The sequence below is a fragment of the Kribbella yunnanensis genome (assembly GCF_039529655.1).
Lineage (GTDB): Bacteria > Actinomycetota > Actinomycetes > Propionibacteriales > Kribbellaceae > Kribbella > Kribbella yunnanensis.
Genome location: NZ_BAAANF010000033.1, coordinates 54,251 through 72,115 on the forward strand (window position 1 = coordinate 54,251; position 17,865 = coordinate 72,115).

At 67.1% G+C, this 17,865-nt stretch carries 18 protein-coding genes; 6 read left to right on the forward strand and 12 right to left on the reverse strand.

Annotated elements, in window-relative coordinates; translation table 11 throughout:
- Positions 1-8: 8 nt before the first annotated feature.
- From ABD231_RS40395 to ABD231_RS40405, 3 genes are read right to left on the reverse strand one after another with little or no spacing between them, the layout of a single operon-like run.
- On the reverse strand, positions 9-995 hold the full coding sequence (locus ABD231_RS40395; RefSeq protein ID WP_344165167.1) for a TolB-like translocation protein: 987 nt from the start codon (positions 993-995) through the stop codon (positions 9-11).
- Complete coding sequence (locus ABD231_RS40400) at positions 992-2,236, reverse strand: MFS transporter (protein ID WP_344165169.1); 1,245 nt, start codon at positions 2,234-2,236, stop codon at positions 992-994. Before ABD231_RS40400 ends, ABD231_RS40395 begins: the two co-directional genes overlap by 4 nt.
- A gap of 4 nt (positions 2,237-2,240) precedes the next feature.
- Positions 2,241-3,851 carry a discoidin domain-containing protein gene (locus ABD231_RS40405; protein WP_344165171.1) on the reverse strand — a complete coding sequence of 537 codons (1,611 nt, stop codon included), beginning with the start codon at positions 3,849-3,851 and terminating at the stop codon, positions 2,241-2,243.
- A 177-nt stretch (positions 3,852-4,028) separates the two neighbouring features.
- On the opposite strand from ABD231_RS40405, the gene ABD231_RS40410 reads away from it, so the two are divergent.
- On the forward strand, positions 4,029-5,003 hold the full coding sequence (locus tag ABD231_RS40410) for an aldo/keto reductase (protein ID WP_344165173.1): 975 nt from the start codon (positions 4,029-4,031) through the stop codon (positions 5,001-5,003).
- On the opposite strand, the gene ABD231_RS40415 is transcribed toward ABD231_RS40410, so the two are convergent.
- The 4 genes from ABD231_RS40415 to ABD231_RS40430 form a co-directional block, all read right to left on the reverse strand.
- The gene (locus ABD231_RS40415; RefSeq protein WP_344165176.1) at positions 4,992-6,014 is read right to left on the reverse strand and encodes a LacI family DNA-binding transcriptional regulator; all 1,023 of its coding nucleotides are present in this window, start codon (positions 6,012-6,014) and stop codon (positions 4,992-4,994) included. The two genes, ABD231_RS40410 and ABD231_RS40415, sit on opposite strands and share 12 nt — an antisense overlap.
- 45 nt (positions 6,015-6,059) lie before the next feature.
- The gene (locus ABD231_RS40420) at positions 6,060-6,323 is read right to left on the reverse strand and encodes a hypothetical protein (protein ID WP_344165179.1); all 264 of its coding nucleotides are present in this window, start codon (positions 6,321-6,323) and stop codon (positions 6,060-6,062) included.
- A gap of 258 nt (positions 6,324-6,581) precedes the next feature.
- The gene (locus tag ABD231_RS40425) at positions 6,582-7,421 is read right to left on the reverse strand and encodes an ABC transporter permease (RefSeq protein ID WP_344165182.1); all 840 of its coding nucleotides are present in this window, start codon (positions 7,419-7,421) and stop codon (positions 6,582-6,584) included.
- Positions 7,418-8,266: an ABC transporter ATP-binding protein gene (locus ABD231_RS40430; protein WP_344165185.1), complete on the reverse strand. Its 849-nt coding sequence runs from the start codon at positions 8,264-8,266 to the stop codon at positions 7,418-7,420. The genes ABD231_RS40425 and ABD231_RS40430 overlap by 4 nt, the downstream gene beginning before the upstream one ends.
- Before the next feature lie 107 nt (positions 8,267-8,373).
- On the opposite strand from ABD231_RS40430, the gene ABD231_RS40435 reads away from it, so the two are divergent.
- Complete coding sequence (locus ABD231_RS40435) at positions 8,374-9,207, forward strand: GbsR/MarR family transcriptional regulator (protein WP_344165187.1); 834 nt, start codon at positions 8,374-8,376, stop codon at positions 9,205-9,207.
- On the opposite strand, the gene ABD231_RS40440 is transcribed toward ABD231_RS40435, so the two are convergent.
- Complete coding sequence (locus ABD231_RS40440) at positions 9,204-10,304, reverse strand: NAD(P)/FAD-dependent oxidoreductase (RefSeq protein WP_344165189.1); 1,101 nt, start codon at positions 10,302-10,304, stop codon at positions 9,204-9,206. The genes ABD231_RS40435 and ABD231_RS40440 overlap by 4 nt on opposite strands.
- An 85-nt stretch (positions 10,305-10,389) precedes the next feature.
- On the opposite strand from ABD231_RS40440, the gene ABD231_RS40445 reads away from it, so the two are divergent.
- Positions 10,390-11,997 carry a DUF8189 domain-containing protein gene (locus ABD231_RS40445; RefSeq protein WP_344165191.1) on the forward strand — a complete coding sequence of 536 codons (1,608 nt, stop codon included), beginning with the start codon at positions 10,390-10,392 and terminating at the stop codon, positions 11,995-11,997.
- An 88-nt stretch (positions 11,998-12,085) separates the two neighbouring features.
- Positions 12,086-13,546, forward strand: a complete 1,461-nt coding sequence (locus ABD231_RS40450) for an alpha/beta fold hydrolase (protein WP_344165193.1) — start codon at positions 12,086-12,088, stop codon at positions 13,544-13,546.
- On the opposite strand, the gene ABD231_RS40455 is transcribed toward ABD231_RS40450, so the two are convergent.
- Together ABD231_RS40455 and ABD231_RS40460 are read right to left on the reverse strand one after the other, a co-directional pair.
- A complete protein-coding gene (locus ABD231_RS40455) occupies positions 13,543-14,316 on the reverse strand; it encodes a hypothetical protein (RefSeq protein ID WP_344165195.1) in 774 nt (257 codons plus the stop codon). The genes ABD231_RS40450 and ABD231_RS40455 overlap by 4 nt on opposite strands.
- Positions 14,317-14,556: 240 nt before the next feature.
- Positions 14,557-15,366, reverse strand: coding sequence for a SigB/SigF/SigG family RNA polymerase sigma factor (locus ABD231_RS40460; RefSeq protein WP_344165196.1), 810 nt, complete (start codon positions 15,364-15,366; stop codon positions 14,557-14,559).
- 281 nt (positions 15,367-15,647) lie between these two features.
- Between ABD231_RS40460 and ABD231_RS40465 the strand changes: the two genes are divergently transcribed.
- Positions 15,648-15,881, forward strand: coding sequence for a DUF397 domain-containing protein (locus ABD231_RS40465; RefSeq protein ID WP_344165197.1), 234 nt, complete (start codon positions 15,648-15,650; stop codon positions 15,879-15,881).
- Between the two features lie 159 nt (positions 15,882-16,040).
- On the opposite strand, the gene ABD231_RS40470 is transcribed toward ABD231_RS40465, so the two are convergent.
- Both ABD231_RS40470 and ABD231_RS40475 read right to left on the reverse strand, forming a co-directional pair.
- On the reverse strand, positions 16,041-16,229 hold the full coding sequence (locus ABD231_RS40470) for a hypothetical protein (protein ID WP_132176115.1): 189 nt from the start codon (positions 16,227-16,229) through the stop codon (positions 16,041-16,043).
- 23 nt (positions 16,230-16,252) lie between these two features.
- Positions 16,253-16,444: a hypothetical protein gene (locus ABD231_RS40475; protein ID WP_132403887.1), complete on the reverse strand. Its 192-nt coding sequence runs from the start codon at positions 16,442-16,444 to the stop codon at positions 16,253-16,255.
- 469 nt (positions 16,445-16,913) lie between these two features.
- On the opposite strand from ABD231_RS40475, the gene ABD231_RS40480 reads away from it, so the two are divergent.
- A complete protein-coding gene (locus ABD231_RS40480; RefSeq protein WP_344165379.1) occupies positions 16,914-17,786 on the forward strand; it encodes a helix-turn-helix domain-containing protein in 873 nt (290 codons plus the stop codon).
- Positions 17,787-17,865 lie beyond the last annotated feature (79 nt).

Here is a 17,865-nt window from a genome sequence, read left to right on the forward strand (position 1 = left end):
TGACCAGGTCAGCCCTTCGCGCCGAGGGAAGGGCTGGTGGCGTGGCGGATGAGTAGGGTGGGCGGTTTGGTCAGGCCGACGGACCAGATGTCGGTGGTTCCGTCGGCGGCGCGGAGTGGGTAGAGCAGGGTGTTGTTGTCGCGCCAGACCGGTTGGTCGTCGAGCAGGCGGTCGTCGGGCGGGTTGGTGATCTTGCGGGTGGCGAGGTCCATGACCGCGAGCCGCCACTTGCCGGTGGCAACCTTTTGTTTGTAGGCGATCCGACGGCCGTCGGGTGACAGTGACGGGCACTCGACGTTCCGGGCGATCGCGTGACCGTGGTACTTCGCGAAGTCGGCCTCGATCAGGTAGGTCTTGCCCTTGCTGCCCATGGTCAAGTAGAAGCGGTTGCCGTCGGCAGCGAAGGTGATCCCCCAGAAGTTCACGTCCGAGGCGAAGTACCGCTTGTCGTCGATGAGGATCGGCAGGGTCTCGACCGACTTGATCAGCCGCTGCTTGTCGAGGTTGTAGAAGCCGGTCCGCGTGGAGAAGCCGGTGGCCGCGTAGGAGTCGCCGGTGACGAAGAGCGTCCAGTTCACGATCCGGCCGTTGGGCGAGACCCGCGCTCGGCTCGGCGTACCCGGAAGCGTCTCGCGGTGGACCTCCTTCAGGTTCGCGTCCAGGACGAGCATGTCGGTGAGCGGTGGCAACGAACCAGGCTTGAGCCGCAGACAGATCGCCGTACCCCGTGCTGCGGCGAACCGATCGCAAGACAAGTCCCCGACACGTCTGGCCGTGCCCGGATCGGTCGCCGGGACGGCTGCCAGTTTGCCCCGATCCGGACCGTCGGCGAGATTGCTGAAGAACAGCGTCGACGAATCCAGGGCGAGCGTCTGCCCGGTGCTCACCGGTACGGCGTTCACGGCGGCGCCGCCGTGGCGCGCGGAGACGACGTACGCGACCGCGCCACCCAGCAGTACGACGAATCCGGTGATCAGGCCGATGATCTTCCTCATCGTGCAGCCTCCAACGGTCGGACCACGGCCGCGGCGACGGTCACCGTCAGCAGGGCCGCAGTAAACAGGAGCAGCGCCGGGCGAACGTCCCACACCGTCCAAAGCAAGCCGACGGTGACGGCCGAGACCATCCGCGCCAATGCCTGGCCGGTCTGCAGCACAGCGAGACCGGACGCCCGGAGTTCCGGCGGCAGCATCGGACCGGCGGCCGCCGGGAGCACCCCGTCGGTCGCGGCGTAGAACGCTCCGTGCAATGCAAGCGCCAGCCACCAGTTGCCGATCGGCCCGCAGACCAGCAGGACCGCGACGACCAGCGCCAGGTGTCCGGCGATGAAGATCTTCCAGCGACCGATGCGGTCACCGAGCCGGCCGAGCGGAATCGCCAGCAGGAGAAAGGTTCCTGCGGTCCCGAGCGGCAGCAGCGGGAACAAGCGGCCGTCGATATCCCAACGGCGTTGCAATGCCAAATACAGAAAGGAATCGGTGACAGTGAATAACCCGAGCGCCGCCGCCCACACGCAGCAGCGCCGGAAGCTTGCCTCCCGCAACAACCCCAGCATGGTGCGGAAGGACGGCTTGTTCTTGACCGGCTCGGTGGTGAGCCGAGTCCGGTTCGGCACCAGAACCACCAGCAGCAGTACGGCGCAGGTTGCCAGCGAGAAGCTGGTGACGAAGACCGCGTTGTAATTGCCGAGCGCCGCCCACAGAACAGCCGTCGCTGCCAACGGGCCGAGGAACGCGCCGACCGTGTCCATGGCGCGATGGACACCGAAGGAGCGGCCGAGGGTTTCGGGTGCGCTGCTGAGCGAGATCAACGCGTCGCGCGGGGCGGTGCGGACGCCTTTCCCTGCTCGGTCGACGGCCAGTACGACGCCGATCGCCGGCACCGACGAACCGGCCGCGAGGAACCCCAGTTTCGCGACCGCCGAGACGCCGTACCCGATGCCGGCGACTGCCTTCAGGCGTTGCCAGCGGTCGGCGACATGCCCACCGACCAACCGCAGTACGGCGGTCGCACCGGCGTACAGGCCGTCGAGCAGGCCGAACTGCAAGGGGTTCAGACCGAGACCGAAGACCAGGTAGAGCGGCAGGATCGCGGTCACCATCTCCGCGGAGATGTCCGTCACCAGGCTGACGACGCCCAGCGCGATGACGGTGCCGGGGACCCGGCCGAGGACCGAACGGGCTGGTGTCGCCCGGGCCGCGGCGTGATCCGCGGCCCGGGTTCCGGCGAGGTACATGACCTCAGCCCTTCGCCCGGCAGTTGTACGTCGGGCTGCTGTCTTCCACGGTGTTGTTCAGGCCGATCAGCTGCGAGGTCCAGGAGTTGTCGTTCATGGTCAACTTCAGGACGCCGTAGGCGCTGAGCAGCTTGGCCGTCGTCGGGTGCGCCGGCTTCAGGTCGTACGGGTGTGCGCCACCGGTCCCGGCGAGCAATTCGACCGTTCCGTTCGGGTCGGCGTCGCCATCGGCGTTCATCGGCACGAACCGCTCGTAGTGATGGTCGTGACCAGTCAGAACTACGTCGACCTTGGCGCCGGCCAGCGTCCGCCAGAACTGCTCGCTGTCCGGATTGTCGCCGTGGTCACCGGAACTCCACCGCGGATGGTGGAAGTACGCGGCCACACAACCCTTGGTGTTCTTGGCCAAGTCCGCCCGCAGCCAGGCGAGCTGGTCATCCCGCGGCGTGGCCAGGGTGTCATGCGTCATGTAGTCGGACGAGTCCAGGGCGATGAAGTGCCAGTTCCCCTTCTCCCAGCTGTAGTAGCGCTTGCCCTGTGGCTTGGCGATCGCAGACCCGAAGTACTTGTCGTACCCGTTGTACTGCGGCTCATCGTAGGTGTCGTGGTTCCCCGGGACCGGCTTGGTGATCGCCTTGAACTTGCCCCAGGTCTTTGCGTAGTAGTTGGTGTAGTCGGACAGATGAGCGTCGTCGTACTGACTGTCGCCCATCGTGACGACGTTGGCCGGGTTGATGAAATCGACCACCTTCGCCGTCTTGGGGTGGATACAGGTGGACGTCGACGCCGTGCACTGTTCGGCGATGTCACCGGCCGCCGCGATGACGAAACCACCGGTACCGCCGGTGCCCGTCTTCACGGTGATCGGCGTACTCGCGCCGGACACATTGCCGGCCAGATCACGGGCTCGGACGCTATACGTGTACGACGTATCGGCCGTCAGACCGGTGTCGGTGTACGACGCCGAGGTCGCGGTCGCAACCGCGGTCCCGTTGCGAAGTACGTCGTACCCGGTGACTCCGACGTTGTCCGTCGACGCGGTCCAGCTCAGCGAGACCGAGGTGGCCGAAGTCCCGGTGCTCTGCAGACCGGTCGGCACTGTCGGCGCCTGGGTGTCACCGGACGAGTCGCCGACGCCGTAGACCTCGAGCTCGAACAGCGAATACCCGTACGCCGTGCCGCGCGCCGTACCGACGACTCGGACGTAACGGCCGTGGCCGGTCAGGCCGGTGTTGTCGTCGGTCCCACCGTTCTGACTGGTCAGCGACTTGACCGTACTGAACGTCGTACCGTCGTCGGAGACCTCGATCCGGTAGCTCTTCGCGTAGGCCGCCTCCCAGTTCAGTTTGACCCGATGAATGTCGGCGGGCTGGCCGAGGTCTACGCGGATCCACTCCGGATCGTGGCCTTCCATGCTGGCCCATCGTGTCGTGGTGTTGCCGTCAACCGCCTTGTCCGCGGTCAATGTGTTGTCCTCGATGCTGGACGCGAGGACCGGTTTTCCCCGCGACAGCAGCGAATCTGCAGTGGTACCGGCAATGGCCGCCGATCCACCCAGTGCGGCGACCAGGACGACGGGGATCAGCGTCGACAGCCGGCGCATTCGTTTGCTCATGACAACCTCCGTGGGCGTGCCGGAGAAAATTGTTAGGAAGGTTACCTAACAGTTGCGAGCAAAGGTAAACCCCAGGTGAACGACTCGTCCAGTGCTCAGTGTTCATGCGTTTCACGTATGAACATGGCACCGAAGAACTATTGGACGAATAAGTGCCGCCCTGGTTGGCTCGACACCATGGAGATGCGCAGGTTGGGACGAGTAGGGATCGAGATCAGCCCGGTCGGGTTCGGCTGCTGGGCGATCGGTGGGCCGTTCAGCAATCCGGCCGGTGAGCCGCTGGGCTGGGGCGAGGTCGACGACGACGAGTCGATCCGGGCGATCCGCCGGGCGATCGAGCTCGGCGTGACGTTCTTCGACACCGCCGACGTGTACGGCGCCGGCCACAGCGAGCGTGTGCTCGGCAAGGCGCTGGAGGGTCGGCGGGACCAGGTGGTGATCGCCAGCAAGTGGGGCAACACCTTCGACGAGACAACGCGGGTCATGCACCAGCAGGACGCATCACCGGAGTACCTGCGCAAGGCCGTTCATGCCTCGCTGGATCGCCTCGGTACCGACTACCTCGACCTCTACCAGTTGCACTTCGACACCAGCGACGAGGTGGCACTGCCGTTGCGAGCGGCCTGCGAGGAGCTGGTCGCCGAGGGCCTGATCCGTAGCTATGCCTGGAGTACGGACACCCTGCACAGTGCGAAGTTGTTTGCCGAGGGCACGCATTGCTCGGCGGTCCAGCACGAGGCGAGCGTCCTGCACGACGCCGGGGACTTCTTCGCGTTCTGCGAGCAGGCCGACCTGGCGAGTATCAACCGGACCCCGCTCGGGATGGGCATCCTCGGCCGGCGAGACACCACCCGGCCGGCCACCGGTGCGGACATCCGCACCTTGCCGCCGTCCTGGCTGCGCTTCTTCGACAAGGGCGGCGTACCGGCTCCGGAGTGGTGGGAGAAGGTGTCCGCGATCCGCGAGCTGCTGCAGAGCGATGGGCGCACCCTGGCTCAGGGAGCGCTGGCCTGGTTGTGGGCACGCAGTCCCCGGACGGTTCCGATCCCCGGGTTCCGGACGGTCGAGCAGGCCGAGGAGAACGCTCGGGCTCTCGAGTTCGGACCGCTGAAACCCCAGCAGGTGCAGGAGATCAGCGGCCTACTCGCTTGACCTCGTCGTTCCACGCAGGACCAGGTGCGCCGGGACGATCAGCTCCTTCGGGCCGGTCGGCTCGGCGCCGCCGAGGTGCGCCAGCATCCTCGAGATGATCTCCTCGGCCATCTCCTCGTGGCCCGGATTGACCGATGACAACGACGGCACCAGATAGGCCGCCTCGTCCAGATCATCGAACCCGATCACCTGCACATCGGCAGGCACCCGCAGGTCCGCATCCGCGAGCGCCCGGAGCGCTCCCATAGCGACCACATCGGTCAGCGCGAACACCGCGTCGAACGAGATACCGCCATCCAGCAACGACCGGATCGCGTCGTACCCGTCCTGCAGCCGGAAGCTGCAGCGGACGTTCAACGAAGGATCGACCGGTACGCCGGCCTCCCCGTGCGCGAGGGCATAGCCGGTCGCGCGCAGACCCGGCATACTCGGGGTGCCGGACGGCTCGCCGCCGATCATCGCGACCCTGGTAGCGCCGGTGGACAGCAGGTGCGCGGTCGCCAACCGGGCGCCCTCGACGTTGTCCATCATCACGTGGTCGAACCGTGACGGCAGTGCCCGCTCGCCGATCATCACCACCGGCGCATCGGTGTTCAGCCGGGACAACTCCCCCGGGTCGAGGTCGACGACGCTGAGGATCAGGCCGTCGTACATCCGGAGCCGGGAGAACGCGACCGCATCGAGCTCGCCCTCGCGACTCGCGCCGGTCCGCTCCATCACGATCCGCAAACCGTGCGCCTCGAACCGATCCGCGAGCCGAGCGGCCAACTGAGCGAAGTACGGGCGCTCTAGCTCGGGCACCGCGAGCCCGATCACGCCGGTCCGGCCGGCACGCAGGTGCCGCGCGGCCAGATTCACCTGATAGCCGAGCTCGGCGATCGCCGCCAGCACCCGCTCCCGGGTCGCCGCGCCGACCCGCGGCCGGCCGTTGACGACGTTGGACACGGTCATGGTCGACACCCCCGCGGACCGGGCGACATCAGCCATCGTCACCACGGAGGCCTTCTTCATACAGGCCAGCCTAGAGGTCTTTGGCTTCCTGTATACGTTCGCGGTTCAGGAGGCGATGTTGGTACGGCGTTCGCGGACGGCCGCGTAGCCGAAACCGGCCACGGCGATGACGAGTCCGCCACCGGCCAGACCGGCCACCAGGTTCATCCGCTGGTCCAGCCGGGTGTCGCACTGCATCGGCGTGATGCCCTTGTCCGGCGCGTAGACCGAGCCGCAGCTGACGCTGTCGACGGACAGCGGCCGCGTGGCGAGGAACAACCCGGTCAGCAGCAGGAGGACCCCTACCGCGCCGAGTACCTTGCTCAGCACTGCCCAGCTCTCGGCACGCCCTGGGCCTGACCCGGCTGCAGACCGTTCCGCAGGCTCGGCAGGAGGGCAGGCAAGCCCGACCAAGTCGCGGTGGTCAGACCCTGCATGCACGCTCACGCTCCCTGGACGCCTGTCAGATTTGATCAAATCTAACGCGCCTAGCAGCAGTGGTTGAAGCCCAGGCCCATCCGGAACGGCAATCTTCACTCATTCCTAACGCTCCTCCCGGCTTACCAACGAGTTACCGGGCTAACCGGTTCATCGGACCGCACTCCGCAGCGCCCGTTCCCGCCGGTCGGCGACCGCCGAGCCGGACTCCCGGCGGGCCATCCGGCGCAGGACGACCGGTGCGAGCAGCAGCCCGGCCACCGCCCAGACTCCGAGTACGCCGGCCGTCTCGAGGTGCCGCCAGGATTCGCCGAGCTCGACGACGACCGCTTCGTCGGGCAGGAGCGCCGACCGCATCCCGAGCCCCATCCAATAGATCGGGGTCAGCTGACCGATCCACTCCAGCCAGCTGGGCAGTGCGGTGAGGGGATAGAAGATGCCCGAGATCGCGATGAAGCCGAGCATCGGTAGCTGGATCAGCCCCTGCGCCCGCGCACTCGTGAAGACGGACCCCAGAACCGCGCCGATCGGCAGCGTCGCCACCATCCCAAGGAGAAGCACCCAGACCAGGGTGAGCCAGCCGGACGTATCGACGCTGAGCCCGCCGACGATGATCAGCCCCGGAATCAGGACGATGAGGAGATCCGCCAGCAGCGAGCCGGCCACCGAGACGACCTTGCCGATCAGATAGCCGAGCATGCCGTGCGGAGTCGCCTTCGCCCGGAGCAACGTGCCGTCCTCCCGATCGGCGGTCAACTGCTGGCTCATGCTGACCATGCCCATCGCCGCGTTCATCCCGAGAATGCTCGGCAGGGCGAGCGCTCCGAGCAGCAATCCGCTCGATCCGAAGTCGCGGTGGCGTAGGAAGAACAGTGCAGCAAGGGTGAGTACCGGCCAGAGGAAGTGGCTGGCCAGCTCCGGCCCGTTGGTGAACGACTGCCGCAACTCGATCAGTCCACGCCGCCAGCCGGCCCGGATCGCTGCTTTCATGACTGGACCTCCTGGCCGCGCACGAGCGCGAGATACGTGTCTTCGAGCGAGGCCCGGCGGACCTCGAGTTCGCGGAGCTCCGCGCCGTACTGGGCGAACAGGCCGCGGACGAATTCCGTCGAATCGGCGGTCTGCTTGCGGAAGGCCTGGCCGTCGATGCTCCACCGCACCTCGTCCTCGCCGGCGATCGCGGCGGTGAGCTCACTCGGCGTTCCGATGGCGACGATCCGGCCACTGGTCAGGATCATGATCCGATCCGCGAGCCGGCTGGCCTCGTCGAGGTCGTGGGTGGTGAGCAGGATCGTCGTTCCGTATTCGGTGGCGAGCTGCGCGACGAGTTCGTGGAACTCACGTCGCGCCTCGGGGTCGAACCCGACTGTCGGTTCGTCGAGGAAGAGCAGTTCGGGTCGACCGACGATGCCGATCGCCACGTCGAGCCGCCGCCGTTGACCACCGGAGAGCGTGCGGATCTTGTGGCCGGCGCTGTCGGTCAGGCCGACCGCGGCGAGCAGTTCATCGGTCGGCCAGGGTCCCGGGTAGTACGAACCGAGGTGGTGCAGCAGCTCACCGACCCGCCAGTTGCCGTGGTCGCGCCAGGACTGCAGCACGATCCCGACCTGTGCGCGCCAGCTCTCGTCGGCGTGGGCCGGATCGACACCGAGGACCTCGACTCGGCCGGCTGATCTCAGCCGGAACCCTTCGAGGATCTCGATCGTGGTGCTCTTGCCGGCACCGTTCGGCCCGAGCAAGGTGAGCACCTCCCCAGCCCGCGCCGCGAACGACACGTCGTGCAGAACCTGGACCTCGCCGTACCGCATCTGTAAGCCATCAACTGTCAGCACCATGCTCCGAACGCTAAGTTGCGTTCATCACTGGGGAAAGCTCAATCAGCGGGATCTGTGCAATGATCTGTGGGTGAATGCACTGATGTTGCAATGAGCTGGAGGGAAACATGCCCGGTGGCCGGCTGTCCCATCAGGAGCGGCGGGCGATCGCGGCCGGCCTGACCGACGGACTCGGGTACGCCGAGATCGCGCGGCAGCTCGACCGCCCGACCTCGACGATCAGCCGCGAGGTCGCCCGCAACGGCGGCGGGCGCGGTTATCGCGCCGACCACGCGCACTACGCCACGTCCTCCCGGGCACGCCGCGGGCGACCGGCGATGCCGAAACCGCAGAGCGACGCCGACGAGTACGCCGAGAAGTTCGCCGCGATCATGGTCGACGGCGGACTCCCCCGGATGGCCGCGCGAGTGCTGGCCCGGTTGTACACCGCCGACAGTCGCAGCCTCACCGCGGCTCAACTCGTGCACGCGTTGCAGGTCAGCCCGGCGTCGATCTCGAAGGCGATTGGCTATCTGGAACAGGTCGGCATGCTGCATCGCGAGCCCGATCCGCGGCGGCGGTTGCAGCACTACGTGATGGCCGAGGATGTCTGGCAGAAGGCGTGGCAGGTCAGTTCGCAGACCAACCAGAGCTGGGCGGACACAGCGGCCGAAGGTGCGGCTCTGTTCGGTGACAGCGCGGCTGGGCGACGGCTCGCGCAGATGGCTGACTTCTTCCACGTGCTCGCCGAGGACATGAGCGGTGGCGCTGGATTCGAGGTGGTCGACGATGCGCTGACCGTGCTGGCGATGTACCGGGAGGCCGGTCGCGTGGTCGACGCCGACCGGGTGGCCGCCGTACTGGAGTGGCCGCTGGAGAGGGTCGTCGCGGCCCTCGAGGTTGCCTCGGCGACTCGGCTCACCCCCGAGCAGCGAGCAGCTCTCGCAGGTGACCTCGGCTAGTCGGCTTTCGCCCGAGCGGCGACCAAGCCTCGCAGCAGGCGGGGCGTGATGGTGCCGTCGGCTAGGCCGAGTTCGACGAGGTCGTCGAAGACTGCTTGATCGGCTGCGGCTGCGCGGATGCCTCGGGTGAGGACGTGTGGGGAGTTGGTGAGGTAGGCGGTCAGCGCGGTATGGCGGAGGTGCCGGCCGAGGAGTTGGCGGACGCTGCGGTTGTAGCGGCTGCTGGGGTCAGACTCGTTGCTATGCAGAGATTCTGCGACTGCGCGACCGGCGAGCAGGCCGGTGGCGACTGCGTAGTAGATTCCCTCGCCGGTCATGGGGTTGATCAGACCGGCTGCGTCGCCGGCGAGCAGGACCGGGCCTTTCGGCGGCCGCCAGGACCAGCCGGTGAGTGGAAGGTGGTGGCCTTGCCACGCGGTACCGCCGTCGGTTGCGCCGGGGAGAAGAGCGTCCAGTTGCGCGAGCAGGTCGGCGCGAGTCGGGTGTGCGCGGTCGGCTGCGAGACGTTCGCCGTACCCGACGTTTGACCAGCCGTCGCCGCGATCGAAGGACCAGGCGTACGACGGTTGCCGGCCGGCGCCGTACGCGATCACCTGACTGGCAGCGCGGGCCGGCGGGGTCGGCGCGTAGCCGCGAATCGCCAGTGCGACCGGACCCGGCGGTGCGCCGAGCTCCCGCCGTACGACGGAATGCGCGCCGTCGGCGCCGATCACGAACCGTCCATCCAACTCGTGGAGCCCGCGGACCCGACGCCGTACCAGCTCGGCTCCAGCAGTCTGGGCGGCCGCGACCAGTCGGTGGTCGAAGACGGCTCGCGGGACGACCCAGTTCGGCCGGGCCATATCGCGTTCGACTCCGGCAGCCCCGTTGGTCAGAACGAAACGGCGTACCGGGGTCCAGTCGTCGACCAACCCGGTGACGCCGACCGCGGCGAGGAGGTCGAAAACGTGCGGCGCGATCCCGTCGCCGCAGGTCTTGTCGCGAGGGAAGTCGTGGCGGTCCACTAGTAATACAGACAGGCCCGGGTCGACCGCGAGCGCGCCCAGAGCGGCCGCGGCTCCGGCTGGTCCGGCGCCGACGATCACCAGATCCCTCACGTTCTCAGTCTCCCATTGGTCTAGTCGGTGTTCGAGGCTGTTCGAACAGGTTCACTCCGGTGAGTACGGCGGCGACCATCGACGCATGAGAATCCGCCTCCTCGCGGCCGCCGTACTGATGTTCGGGGCCACTCTCCTCGCTCCGAGCACCGCGCAGGCCCGTGATCTGCAGATCGAGAGTGTCGCGAACGGTCCGATCTCGCGGCAGGAAATGCTGCTGCGGTCCGCGTCGTGGATCCGCGACAAGGTTCCGTACAGCCAGGACAACAACAGCCCGCATGTGAACGAGTTCGGCAGCTATCGCCGCGACTGCTCGGGGTTTCTGTCGATGGCCTGGCATCTGAGCAGCTCACTCAGTACGTCGACGCTGCCGTCGGTGATGCGGCAGATCACGTACGACGACCTGCAGCCGGGCGACGCGTTGTTGCGGCGATCGGGTGGGGTGAACCACGTCGGACTGTTCGTCGGCTGGTACGACACAGCGCGGACTCGGCCGAAGGTTCGGGAGGAGTACGACTTCGGGCATATCGCCGAGGAACGGGTGTGGACGAACAGCTACTTCAAGACGTTCACGCCGTACCGGTACAACAAGGTGGTCGGGGCGACCACGAGCCCGGGGTCGTCGATCGGTCAGGACGTGACCGGGCGGCTGATGCGGTTCGAGGCGACCGCGGATGGCGCGGTCCAGTTGAGCGAGCAGACCGGTCCGGCCGCGACCACCTGGGAGACCGGCACGATCGACCCACCGGGTGGCGTGGTTCCCGGCGTACCGATTGCGACGGCGGCGGATTCGATCGGCCGGGCGTACTACTTCGCGCGGACGCCGGACAACAAGCTGCGGACCGGTTGGGAGAGCAGCCCAGGTGCAGGACCGTGGCTGTCGGCAACGATCTCACCGACCACGGATATCGATGGCGTTGAGACTGTGCAGCCGGTCGGGCGGGTGGCTGAGGCGATCGATGCCCGCGGCAAGTTGACGTACTTCGTCCGGACCAGCGACGGCCGGCTGCTGCACGGTTGGCAGGACCAGCCGGGAAGCGCGGCCTGGCACGCGACGATCATTCGGGACGGCGCGGGTATCGCCGTACAGCTCGACGGCGACCCGGTGGTTTCGCAGGACGTGCACGGGCGGATCGCGTTCCTCGCTCGCACCTCCGATGGCAAGCTGCGGTACGGACGACAGGCCGCGCCGGGTACCGGTCCATGGGTGGTCAGCACGCTGGCGGCGACCGGCATCGTCGGCAACCCGTCGGTCGGGCTCGATGTTTCGGGCAAGCTCGTCTACTTCGCTCGCGGCACCGACGGCAAACTGCAGCACGGCTGGCAGTCGACTCCGGGTGCGGACACGTGGCAGTCGACCGTGATCGCGCCGACCACCGACACCGATGGCGTCGAGACTGTGCAGCTCGCGGGCGACCCGGTGATCAGCCTGGACAACAGCGGCAAGCTGACGTACTTCGTCCGAACCACCGATAGCCGGATTCTGCACGGCTGGCAGAACGTGCCCGGCTCGGACCCGTGGCACGCCACGATCATCCGCGACGCCACCACGAACGAGGCCGCGCCGGCTGCCGTCGACCCGGTGCTCTATACCGACTCGGCCGGCAAGCTCGTCGTACTGCTGCAAGACACCTGGCTTTACCAGAACGCGCCGGGCACGGGTCCCTGGCACCTTCGGGCAATCTCGGGGTAGCGCGCTAACTACCTCGGCCTGGGCCCTTGGGCCACTGCGGGCGGTGGAGCACAGCTCTAGCGTCTGCAGTGACTCCAAGGAGGGGACGATGAAACTACTGCTGGCGCTGGCGCTCCTGGGCGCACCGACCAGTACGACGGCAGTCGCGGAGGCGACGCCTATTGAATGGCATCAGTGCGCGCTGAACGAGAATGACGCCGAAGGCAAGGCTCTCGACGAGGCCGGGGCGCAATGCGGTGAGCTGAAGGTGCCGCTGGACTACAGCCGGCCGAATGGTCCGAAGATCACCTTGGCGCTGTCGCGCATCAAGGCGACCGGTGATCGGATCGGCGCGCTCGTCATCAACAACGGTGGACCCGGTGGTCCGAGTCTGAGCGCGCCGATAGAACGGCCGGACGTGATCGAGACCCTCGGCAAGCGGTACGACCTGATCGGGCTGGATCCGCGATCCGTCGGTCGCAGTACGCCGATCGACTGCAAACTGCCGTTCGCCGCGTGGCCGTGGGCAGGCGGCAGTACGCGCGCGTCGTACGCGAAGAGTGTGGCGATCCAGGCCGACGTCGCGCACCGCTGCGAGCAGCAAGTCGGCTCGATGCTGCAGTACGTCAACACGCGGAACACTGCGCGGGACATGGATCAGGTCAGGGTCGCGCTCGGCGAGCAGAAGATCTCGTACCTGGGCTATTCCTATGGCAGCTATCTCGGGGCTGTCTATCTGCAACTGTTCCCGGGGCGGACCGATCGGGTCGTGCTGGACGGGCCGGTGAACCCGCAGACGTTTGGACCGCGACTCCTGCAGCAGGCGGGACCGGTGAACGAGGACAACCTGCGGGCCTGGGCGACTTGGACGGCCGCCCGGAACTCGACGTACGGGCTGGGGGCGACCCAGCGCGAGGTGCTGGCCTCGATCGACCGCGTCTACCGGCACGTGCGGACGGCCGAACTGGAGATCGGCGGGCACAAGATCGGCGAGGGGTTGGTGCCGATGCTGCTCTTCGTGTCGATCAACGACGACCGGGAAACGCCGCGTGCCGATGCGGCCGTCCTCGTCCAGACGTTGGTGAAGGCGATCGACGGGCCGGTGGAACCGCGGGCCGACCTGGGCGAGCTCCTCGACCTGATCCTCTCCCCCGCGATGTCGCAGACCATCAGCGCCCAGACCGCGATCGTCTGCGGCGACCGGGCGGCACCGCGCGATCCGGCTGTTTACTGGCGCGATATCCAGGCGCATCGTGCCCGCGAACCGCACTACGCGCCGATCACGCGGAGCATCTCGCCGTGCGCCTTCTGGCCGGTGCAGCCGCAGGAGGCACCGACCCGGGTCGCGAACTCCGAGCACGCGCTGATCGTTGCCGCCGAGCACGACCCGCGGACTCTGTATGGGAACGCCGCCGCGCTGCGGAAGAGCATCAGCAACTCGCGGGTGCTCACCGTGCAGAACGCGCGGAAGCACGGTGTCTTCGGTGAGTACGGCAACGCGTGTGCCGACCAGAAGGTGATGTCGTACCTGTTCAGCGGCAAGCTGCCGGTGGCTGACGAGACCTGCTAGTAGCCCGGGCGACGACCAGGCTTATTAGTACGGCGAGGCGTCGTACGGCGTGGGCGGGGTGTTAGGCGATCGGCGTGGCCCCCGCCTGCCGGGGCAGTGGGAGTGACCGGCCGCGCTTCGTCCAGGTCGACCACCTTGGGTGGCGGCGGGATGTAGAGCGGCTTGGTCCTCTCTTCTACTACCGGTGGCGGCGTCGGCGGCCGAGGTGCTTCCGCTCGGGCAACCGACTCCTTACTTGTCCGAGGCACGATCGCCACCGCGGCAGCCGCAACCGGCGGCCGGACGTTGCGACGCGGCAACTTGGTCCGGAGCTCGATCCCGAGTGCGTCGATCAACCGGCTCCAGGCTGCGATCATCACCGCGACCGCGAAGACCGTGCAGCCCGCGAACAGGATCGACTGGAACCCAGCCGCCCAGTCGGACGGTCCGGTACGGGTCATCGCGGCGAGCATCGCGACCACCACCGCATTCGTGATGCCCACGGCAACCGCCACCCAGACCGTCCGAAGCAGCACCCGCCGCTCCAGCCCGACATCGTCCGCCGCCGCCACCAACCCAGCGATCAGCCCAGCAAGAACCGGCACTGTATAGACAAGCGCCAGCGTCAGCCCCGGGCTAGCGACCAAATAAAAGATGTCGAAGACCAGCGCCGTACCGGTGAGAGCCGCCGCGAAGCAGACCACCATCGGCGGATACGCCCGCACAATCGCAGCCGCATCCGCAGGCACCGACCTGATCATCCCGAAGGCCAACCCACCGACTCCATCCACTCTCCTCCCCCCATTGTGCCGCTCCCACCACCCCCAGTAACCAACCACCCCACGCGAGTCGGCCCCTTCATGCCCAAAGAGCAGCCGCCGTGTCTTTGTGCACGCGCCGAGACTTTGTGCACCCACCGACCATCTGGGGGCCGCGGCGATGGTCGGTGGGTTCTCAAAGTCGCGGTTCGTGCACAAGGGTGGGTGGGCTGCTCTTTGGGGGGTAGGTGGTTGCTGGGGGCAAGGGTGGGGTTAGGCGGCGGTGGGGAGGGGGGTTAGTTGGGTGCGGAGGTGGTCGAGGGTTTTGCGGAGGACTCGGGAGATCTGCATCTGGCTGACGCCGATGTCCTTGCCGATCTCGGACTGCGTCCAGCCTTCGACGAAGCGCAGGTGCAGGATGCGGCGTTCGCGCTCGTTCAGGCCGGACAGGACGGGCTGGAGCATTTCGACGTTCTCCAGCTGGTCGATGCTGCTGTCGTCGGTGTCGGCGACCACGTCGGCCAGGGTCAGGTCGGCGTCGGTCTCGGCCGGGCGGTCGAGGGACAGCACGTTGAAGCAACCCTTGGCGGCCATCGCCTGCTCGACTTCGCTCACTTCGACGTCGAGGCAGTCGGCCAGTTCGGCGGGAGTCGGCTCGCGGTTGAGCTGCTGTTCGAGCTCCGGGAGTTTGCCGGCGATCGTGCCCTGCATCTCCTGGAGGCGGCGTGGGATCCGGACGGTCCAGGCGCAGTCGCGGAAGTACCGCTTGACCTCACCGCGGATGGTCGGGATCGCGAACCCGATGAACGGGGTGTCGGCCTCGAGCCGGTAATGATGCGCGGCCTTCACGAGACCGAGATAGGCGACCTGCTCCAGATCGTCGGACTCGGCACCCCGGCCGCGGAACCGGCGGGCGATACCGCGCGCCATCTCCAGATTGAGTTCGACGACCTCCTCGAGCAGCTCCTGCCGCTCGGCCTCGTCGGTGCTGGCTGCCCGGCGTTCCATCAGGTCCCGGGTGGCTGCTTCGCGGGCGGCCCGATCGGCCGCGGTCGAACACTGCACGGTGCTGCTGATCTTCATGTGGATGACCTCGCGACTGGCTCGTCACGGCGTGGCTCTTAGCTGAACCACGGTCATGCCTGCCTCCTGCCCGTACCCACCTGCTCCGATCGCATGCACCCACCTCTCAGAGCCCCGTTTCGCTCACTGATCGCGACCGAATCGGCGTGTTCGAACGGTCGTTTAACCGCAACACGGTCACAGCAAGTAAGGGAGCGGACACGAGACCCTCAAACGTGTACGATGCAAATGCAAGCCCAAATGCACGTGCATATGCCAAGGACGTACGGAAGGTGCAGCTGATGACTGCTATCTACAACGGCATGCCCGGCGACTCCCTTGAGGACCTGACCTGGCGCAAGAGCCAGCGGAGTGGACCGAGCGGTAACTGCGTTGAGGTGGCGAAGCTGCCGGGCGGCGGCGTGGCGATGCGGAACTCGCGTCACACCGACGGACCGGCGCTGGTATTCACCAAAGCGGAGATCGAGGCCTTCCTGGGCGGCGCCCAGGACGGAGAGTTCGACTACCTCGTCTGACCTCATAACCTCGGAAAAGCCAGGGCCCCTTCGCCAGGCGAGTGACGAAGGGGCCCTTTTTCCTGCCCTGCTCCAGGCAGCCCCGCGAACACACGTCGAAGGCCGGCCCTCGGAGGGAGGACCGGCCTTCGGTGTTACCGGAAAAGCTTGTACTGCCGACTACTGCACGGTGAGCGGCCAGAGTTGCTCGCTGCTCGGGAGCTCGGACGCCTTGCCGGTCGCGGCGTTGTCCACAGTGATCCGGAGACCGGTGAACTTGGGCGTCATCACGCGCTGATACCGGGAGGCACGGTCGGGCTCGGCCAGGTACTCCGCGATCAGGTGATCTCCCAGCCAGATGCGTACCATCTTCCGTCCTCCTCGGTCCGTGTTCATGGGGCCAGACTCACGATGGGGTCACCGTCGAGCTGACGGACACCGCGCAACCAGCCTTCGAAGGCCCAGCGCTGCTGCTCGGGGCAGCGCGCCACCAGCTCCTGGATCTCCCGCTCAGTCAGCTCGTCGGGCGCGCGTCCGCCGGCATAGGCGGTGTGCTCGGCTACCTCACTGTCGTCGTCAATCATCGACTCGGGTTCCCCAACCAGTCAGGCCGGCGCACTTGCCACCAGCGATCCGTAGGACCGGCCTGCCGGCTCTCGCGATGTCACGGTTTGCGAGAACCAGCTCACCTTCTGTGCATGAATCAATCATGGCGTCGGCACGCTGCGAATGCAAGCGCCCGATGCACGTGCATCCGCACGTTTTCCGTTTCGAGACCCAAATCGGCCGATTCAGGCGCGAGCCGGGTCCCCCGAGGCCCCAGCGAACACCGTTCGACGGCCTGTCGGGCACTGAGTTTGTCTTGACAAGGAAGCTGGCCGGCGAGCACCCTGAATCACTGAAAGTGACGATCGATGGCGATTCGCGTGGCTTATGTAAGAACTTCGGCAGATTGAAGGCCGGACATGCGATGATGTCTGCCTGCGGGACCGGTTCGCGCCGGCATCGCGCCGGGGAAGCTGAGGAAAGAGTCACTGGGGGCCGGAGGTGAGTGTGAACGAGTCGGGCGCGCAAAGCGGACCGACAGCGCTCCGCATCATCCTCGGAGCGCACCTGCGCCGAATGCGGGACGCCGCCGGGATCAGCCGGGCGGACGCCGGGTGGGAGATCCGCTCTTCGGAGTCCAAGGTCAGCCGGATGGAACTCGGTCGCGTCGGCTTCAAGGAGCGCGACGTCCGCGACCTGCTCACACTGTACGGCCTGGACGACGGCGACGAGCGTGAGCGACTGCTTGCCCTGGCGCGCGAGGCCAACAACCCCGGCTGGTGGCACCGGTACGGCGACGTACTGCCGAGCTGGTTTCACTCCTATCTGGGACTCGAGTCGGCCGCCGCACTGATCCGTTCGTATGAGCTGCAGTTCGTGCCCGGTCTGCTGCAGACCCAGGACTACGTCCGCGCGGTCGTTCAACTGGGCCGCGGTCTGGTCACGGCCGAAGAGGTCGAGCGTCGGGTCACCCTGCGGACCAGCCGCCAGGATGTGCTCACCCGTCCGAGCCCGGTCCGGTTGTGGGCTGTCGTCGACGAGGCAGTACTTCGGCGGCCGATCGGCGGCGTGAAGACGATGATGATGCAGCTCGACCATCTCATCGAGATGAGCCAGCTGCCCAACGTCACTCTCCAGGTCATGGGCTTCGGCGCCGGAGGCCACGCAGCCACCGGCGGCGCCTACAGCATCCTCCGCTTTCCCGAGCCGGACCTCGCCGACGTCGTCTACATCGAGCACCTCACCAGCGCTCTCTACCTGGACAAGCTGGAAGACCTCGACCAGTACACGGCGACGATGGAAGCGCTCTGTGTCGCAGCCCCGCCGCCGAACAAAACCCGCGACATCCTCACCGACATCCGCCGCGACTTCGACGCCTGACGGACTCTCCGCCATCCCCCAGTCCCAGGCGGCCGCTGTCGATCGGATGACGCAGTTGGAAAGCGGGACGGACACGGGC

What these genes read in the sequence shown, in the direction of transcription:
- ABD231_RS40445 (WP_344165191.1), top strand. Translation starts at nt 10,390, where the DNA reads ATGAGAATCCGCCTCCTCGCGGCCGCCGTACTGATGTTCGGGGCCACT.
- ABD231_RS40475 (WP_132403887.1), bottom strand. Translation starts at nt 16,444, where the DNA reads ATGATTGACGACGACAGTGAGGTAGCCGAGCACACCGCCTATGCCGGC.
- ABD231_RS40465 (WP_344165197.1), top strand. Translation starts at nt 15,648, where the DNA reads ATGACTGCTATCTACAACGGCATGCCCGGCGACTCCCTTGAGGACCTG.
- ABD231_RS40425 (WP_344165182.1), bottom strand. Translation starts at nt 7,421, where the DNA reads ATGAAAGCAGCGATCCGGGCCGGCTGGCGGCGTGGACTGATCGAGTTG.
- ABD231_RS40400 (WP_344165169.1), bottom strand. Translation starts at nt 2,236, where the DNA reads ATGTACCTCGCCGGAACCCGGGCCGCGGATCACGCCGCGGCCCGGGCG.
- ABD231_RS40430 (WP_344165185.1), bottom strand. Translation starts at nt 8,266, where the DNA reads ATGGTGCTGACAGTTGATGGCTTACAGATGCGGTACGGCGAGGTCCAG.
- ABD231_RS40405 (WP_344165171.1), bottom strand. Translation starts at nt 3,851, where the DNA reads ATGAGCAAACGAATGCGCCGGCTGTCGACGCTGATCCCCGTCGTCCTG.
- ABD231_RS40395 (WP_344165167.1), bottom strand. Translation starts at nt 995, where the DNA reads ATGAGGAAGATCATCGGCCTGATCACCGGATTCGTCGTACTGCTGGGT.
- ABD231_RS40450 (WP_344165193.1), top strand. Translation starts at nt 12,086, where the DNA reads ATGAAACTACTGCTGGCGCTGGCGCTCCTGGGCGCACCGACCAGTACG.
- ABD231_RS40460 (WP_344165196.1), bottom strand. Translation starts at nt 15,366, where the DNA reads ATGAAGATCAGCAGCACCGTGCAGTGTTCGACCGCGGCCGATCGGGCC.
- ABD231_RS40435 (WP_344165187.1), top strand. Translation starts at nt 8,374, where the DNA reads ATGCCCGGTGGCCGGCTGTCCCATCAGGAGCGGCGGGCGATCGCGGCC.
- ABD231_RS40470 (WP_132176115.1), bottom strand. Translation starts at nt 16,229, where the DNA reads ATGGTACGCATCTGGCTGGGAGATCACCTGATCGCGGAGTACCTGGCC.
- ABD231_RS40410 (WP_344165173.1), top strand. Translation starts at nt 4,029, where the DNA reads ATGGAGATGCGCAGGTTGGGACGAGTAGGGATCGAGATCAGCCCGGTC.
- ABD231_RS40415 (WP_344165176.1), bottom strand. Translation starts at nt 6,014, where the DNA reads ATGAAGAAGGCCTCCGTGGTGACGATGGCTGATGTCGCCCGGTCCGCG.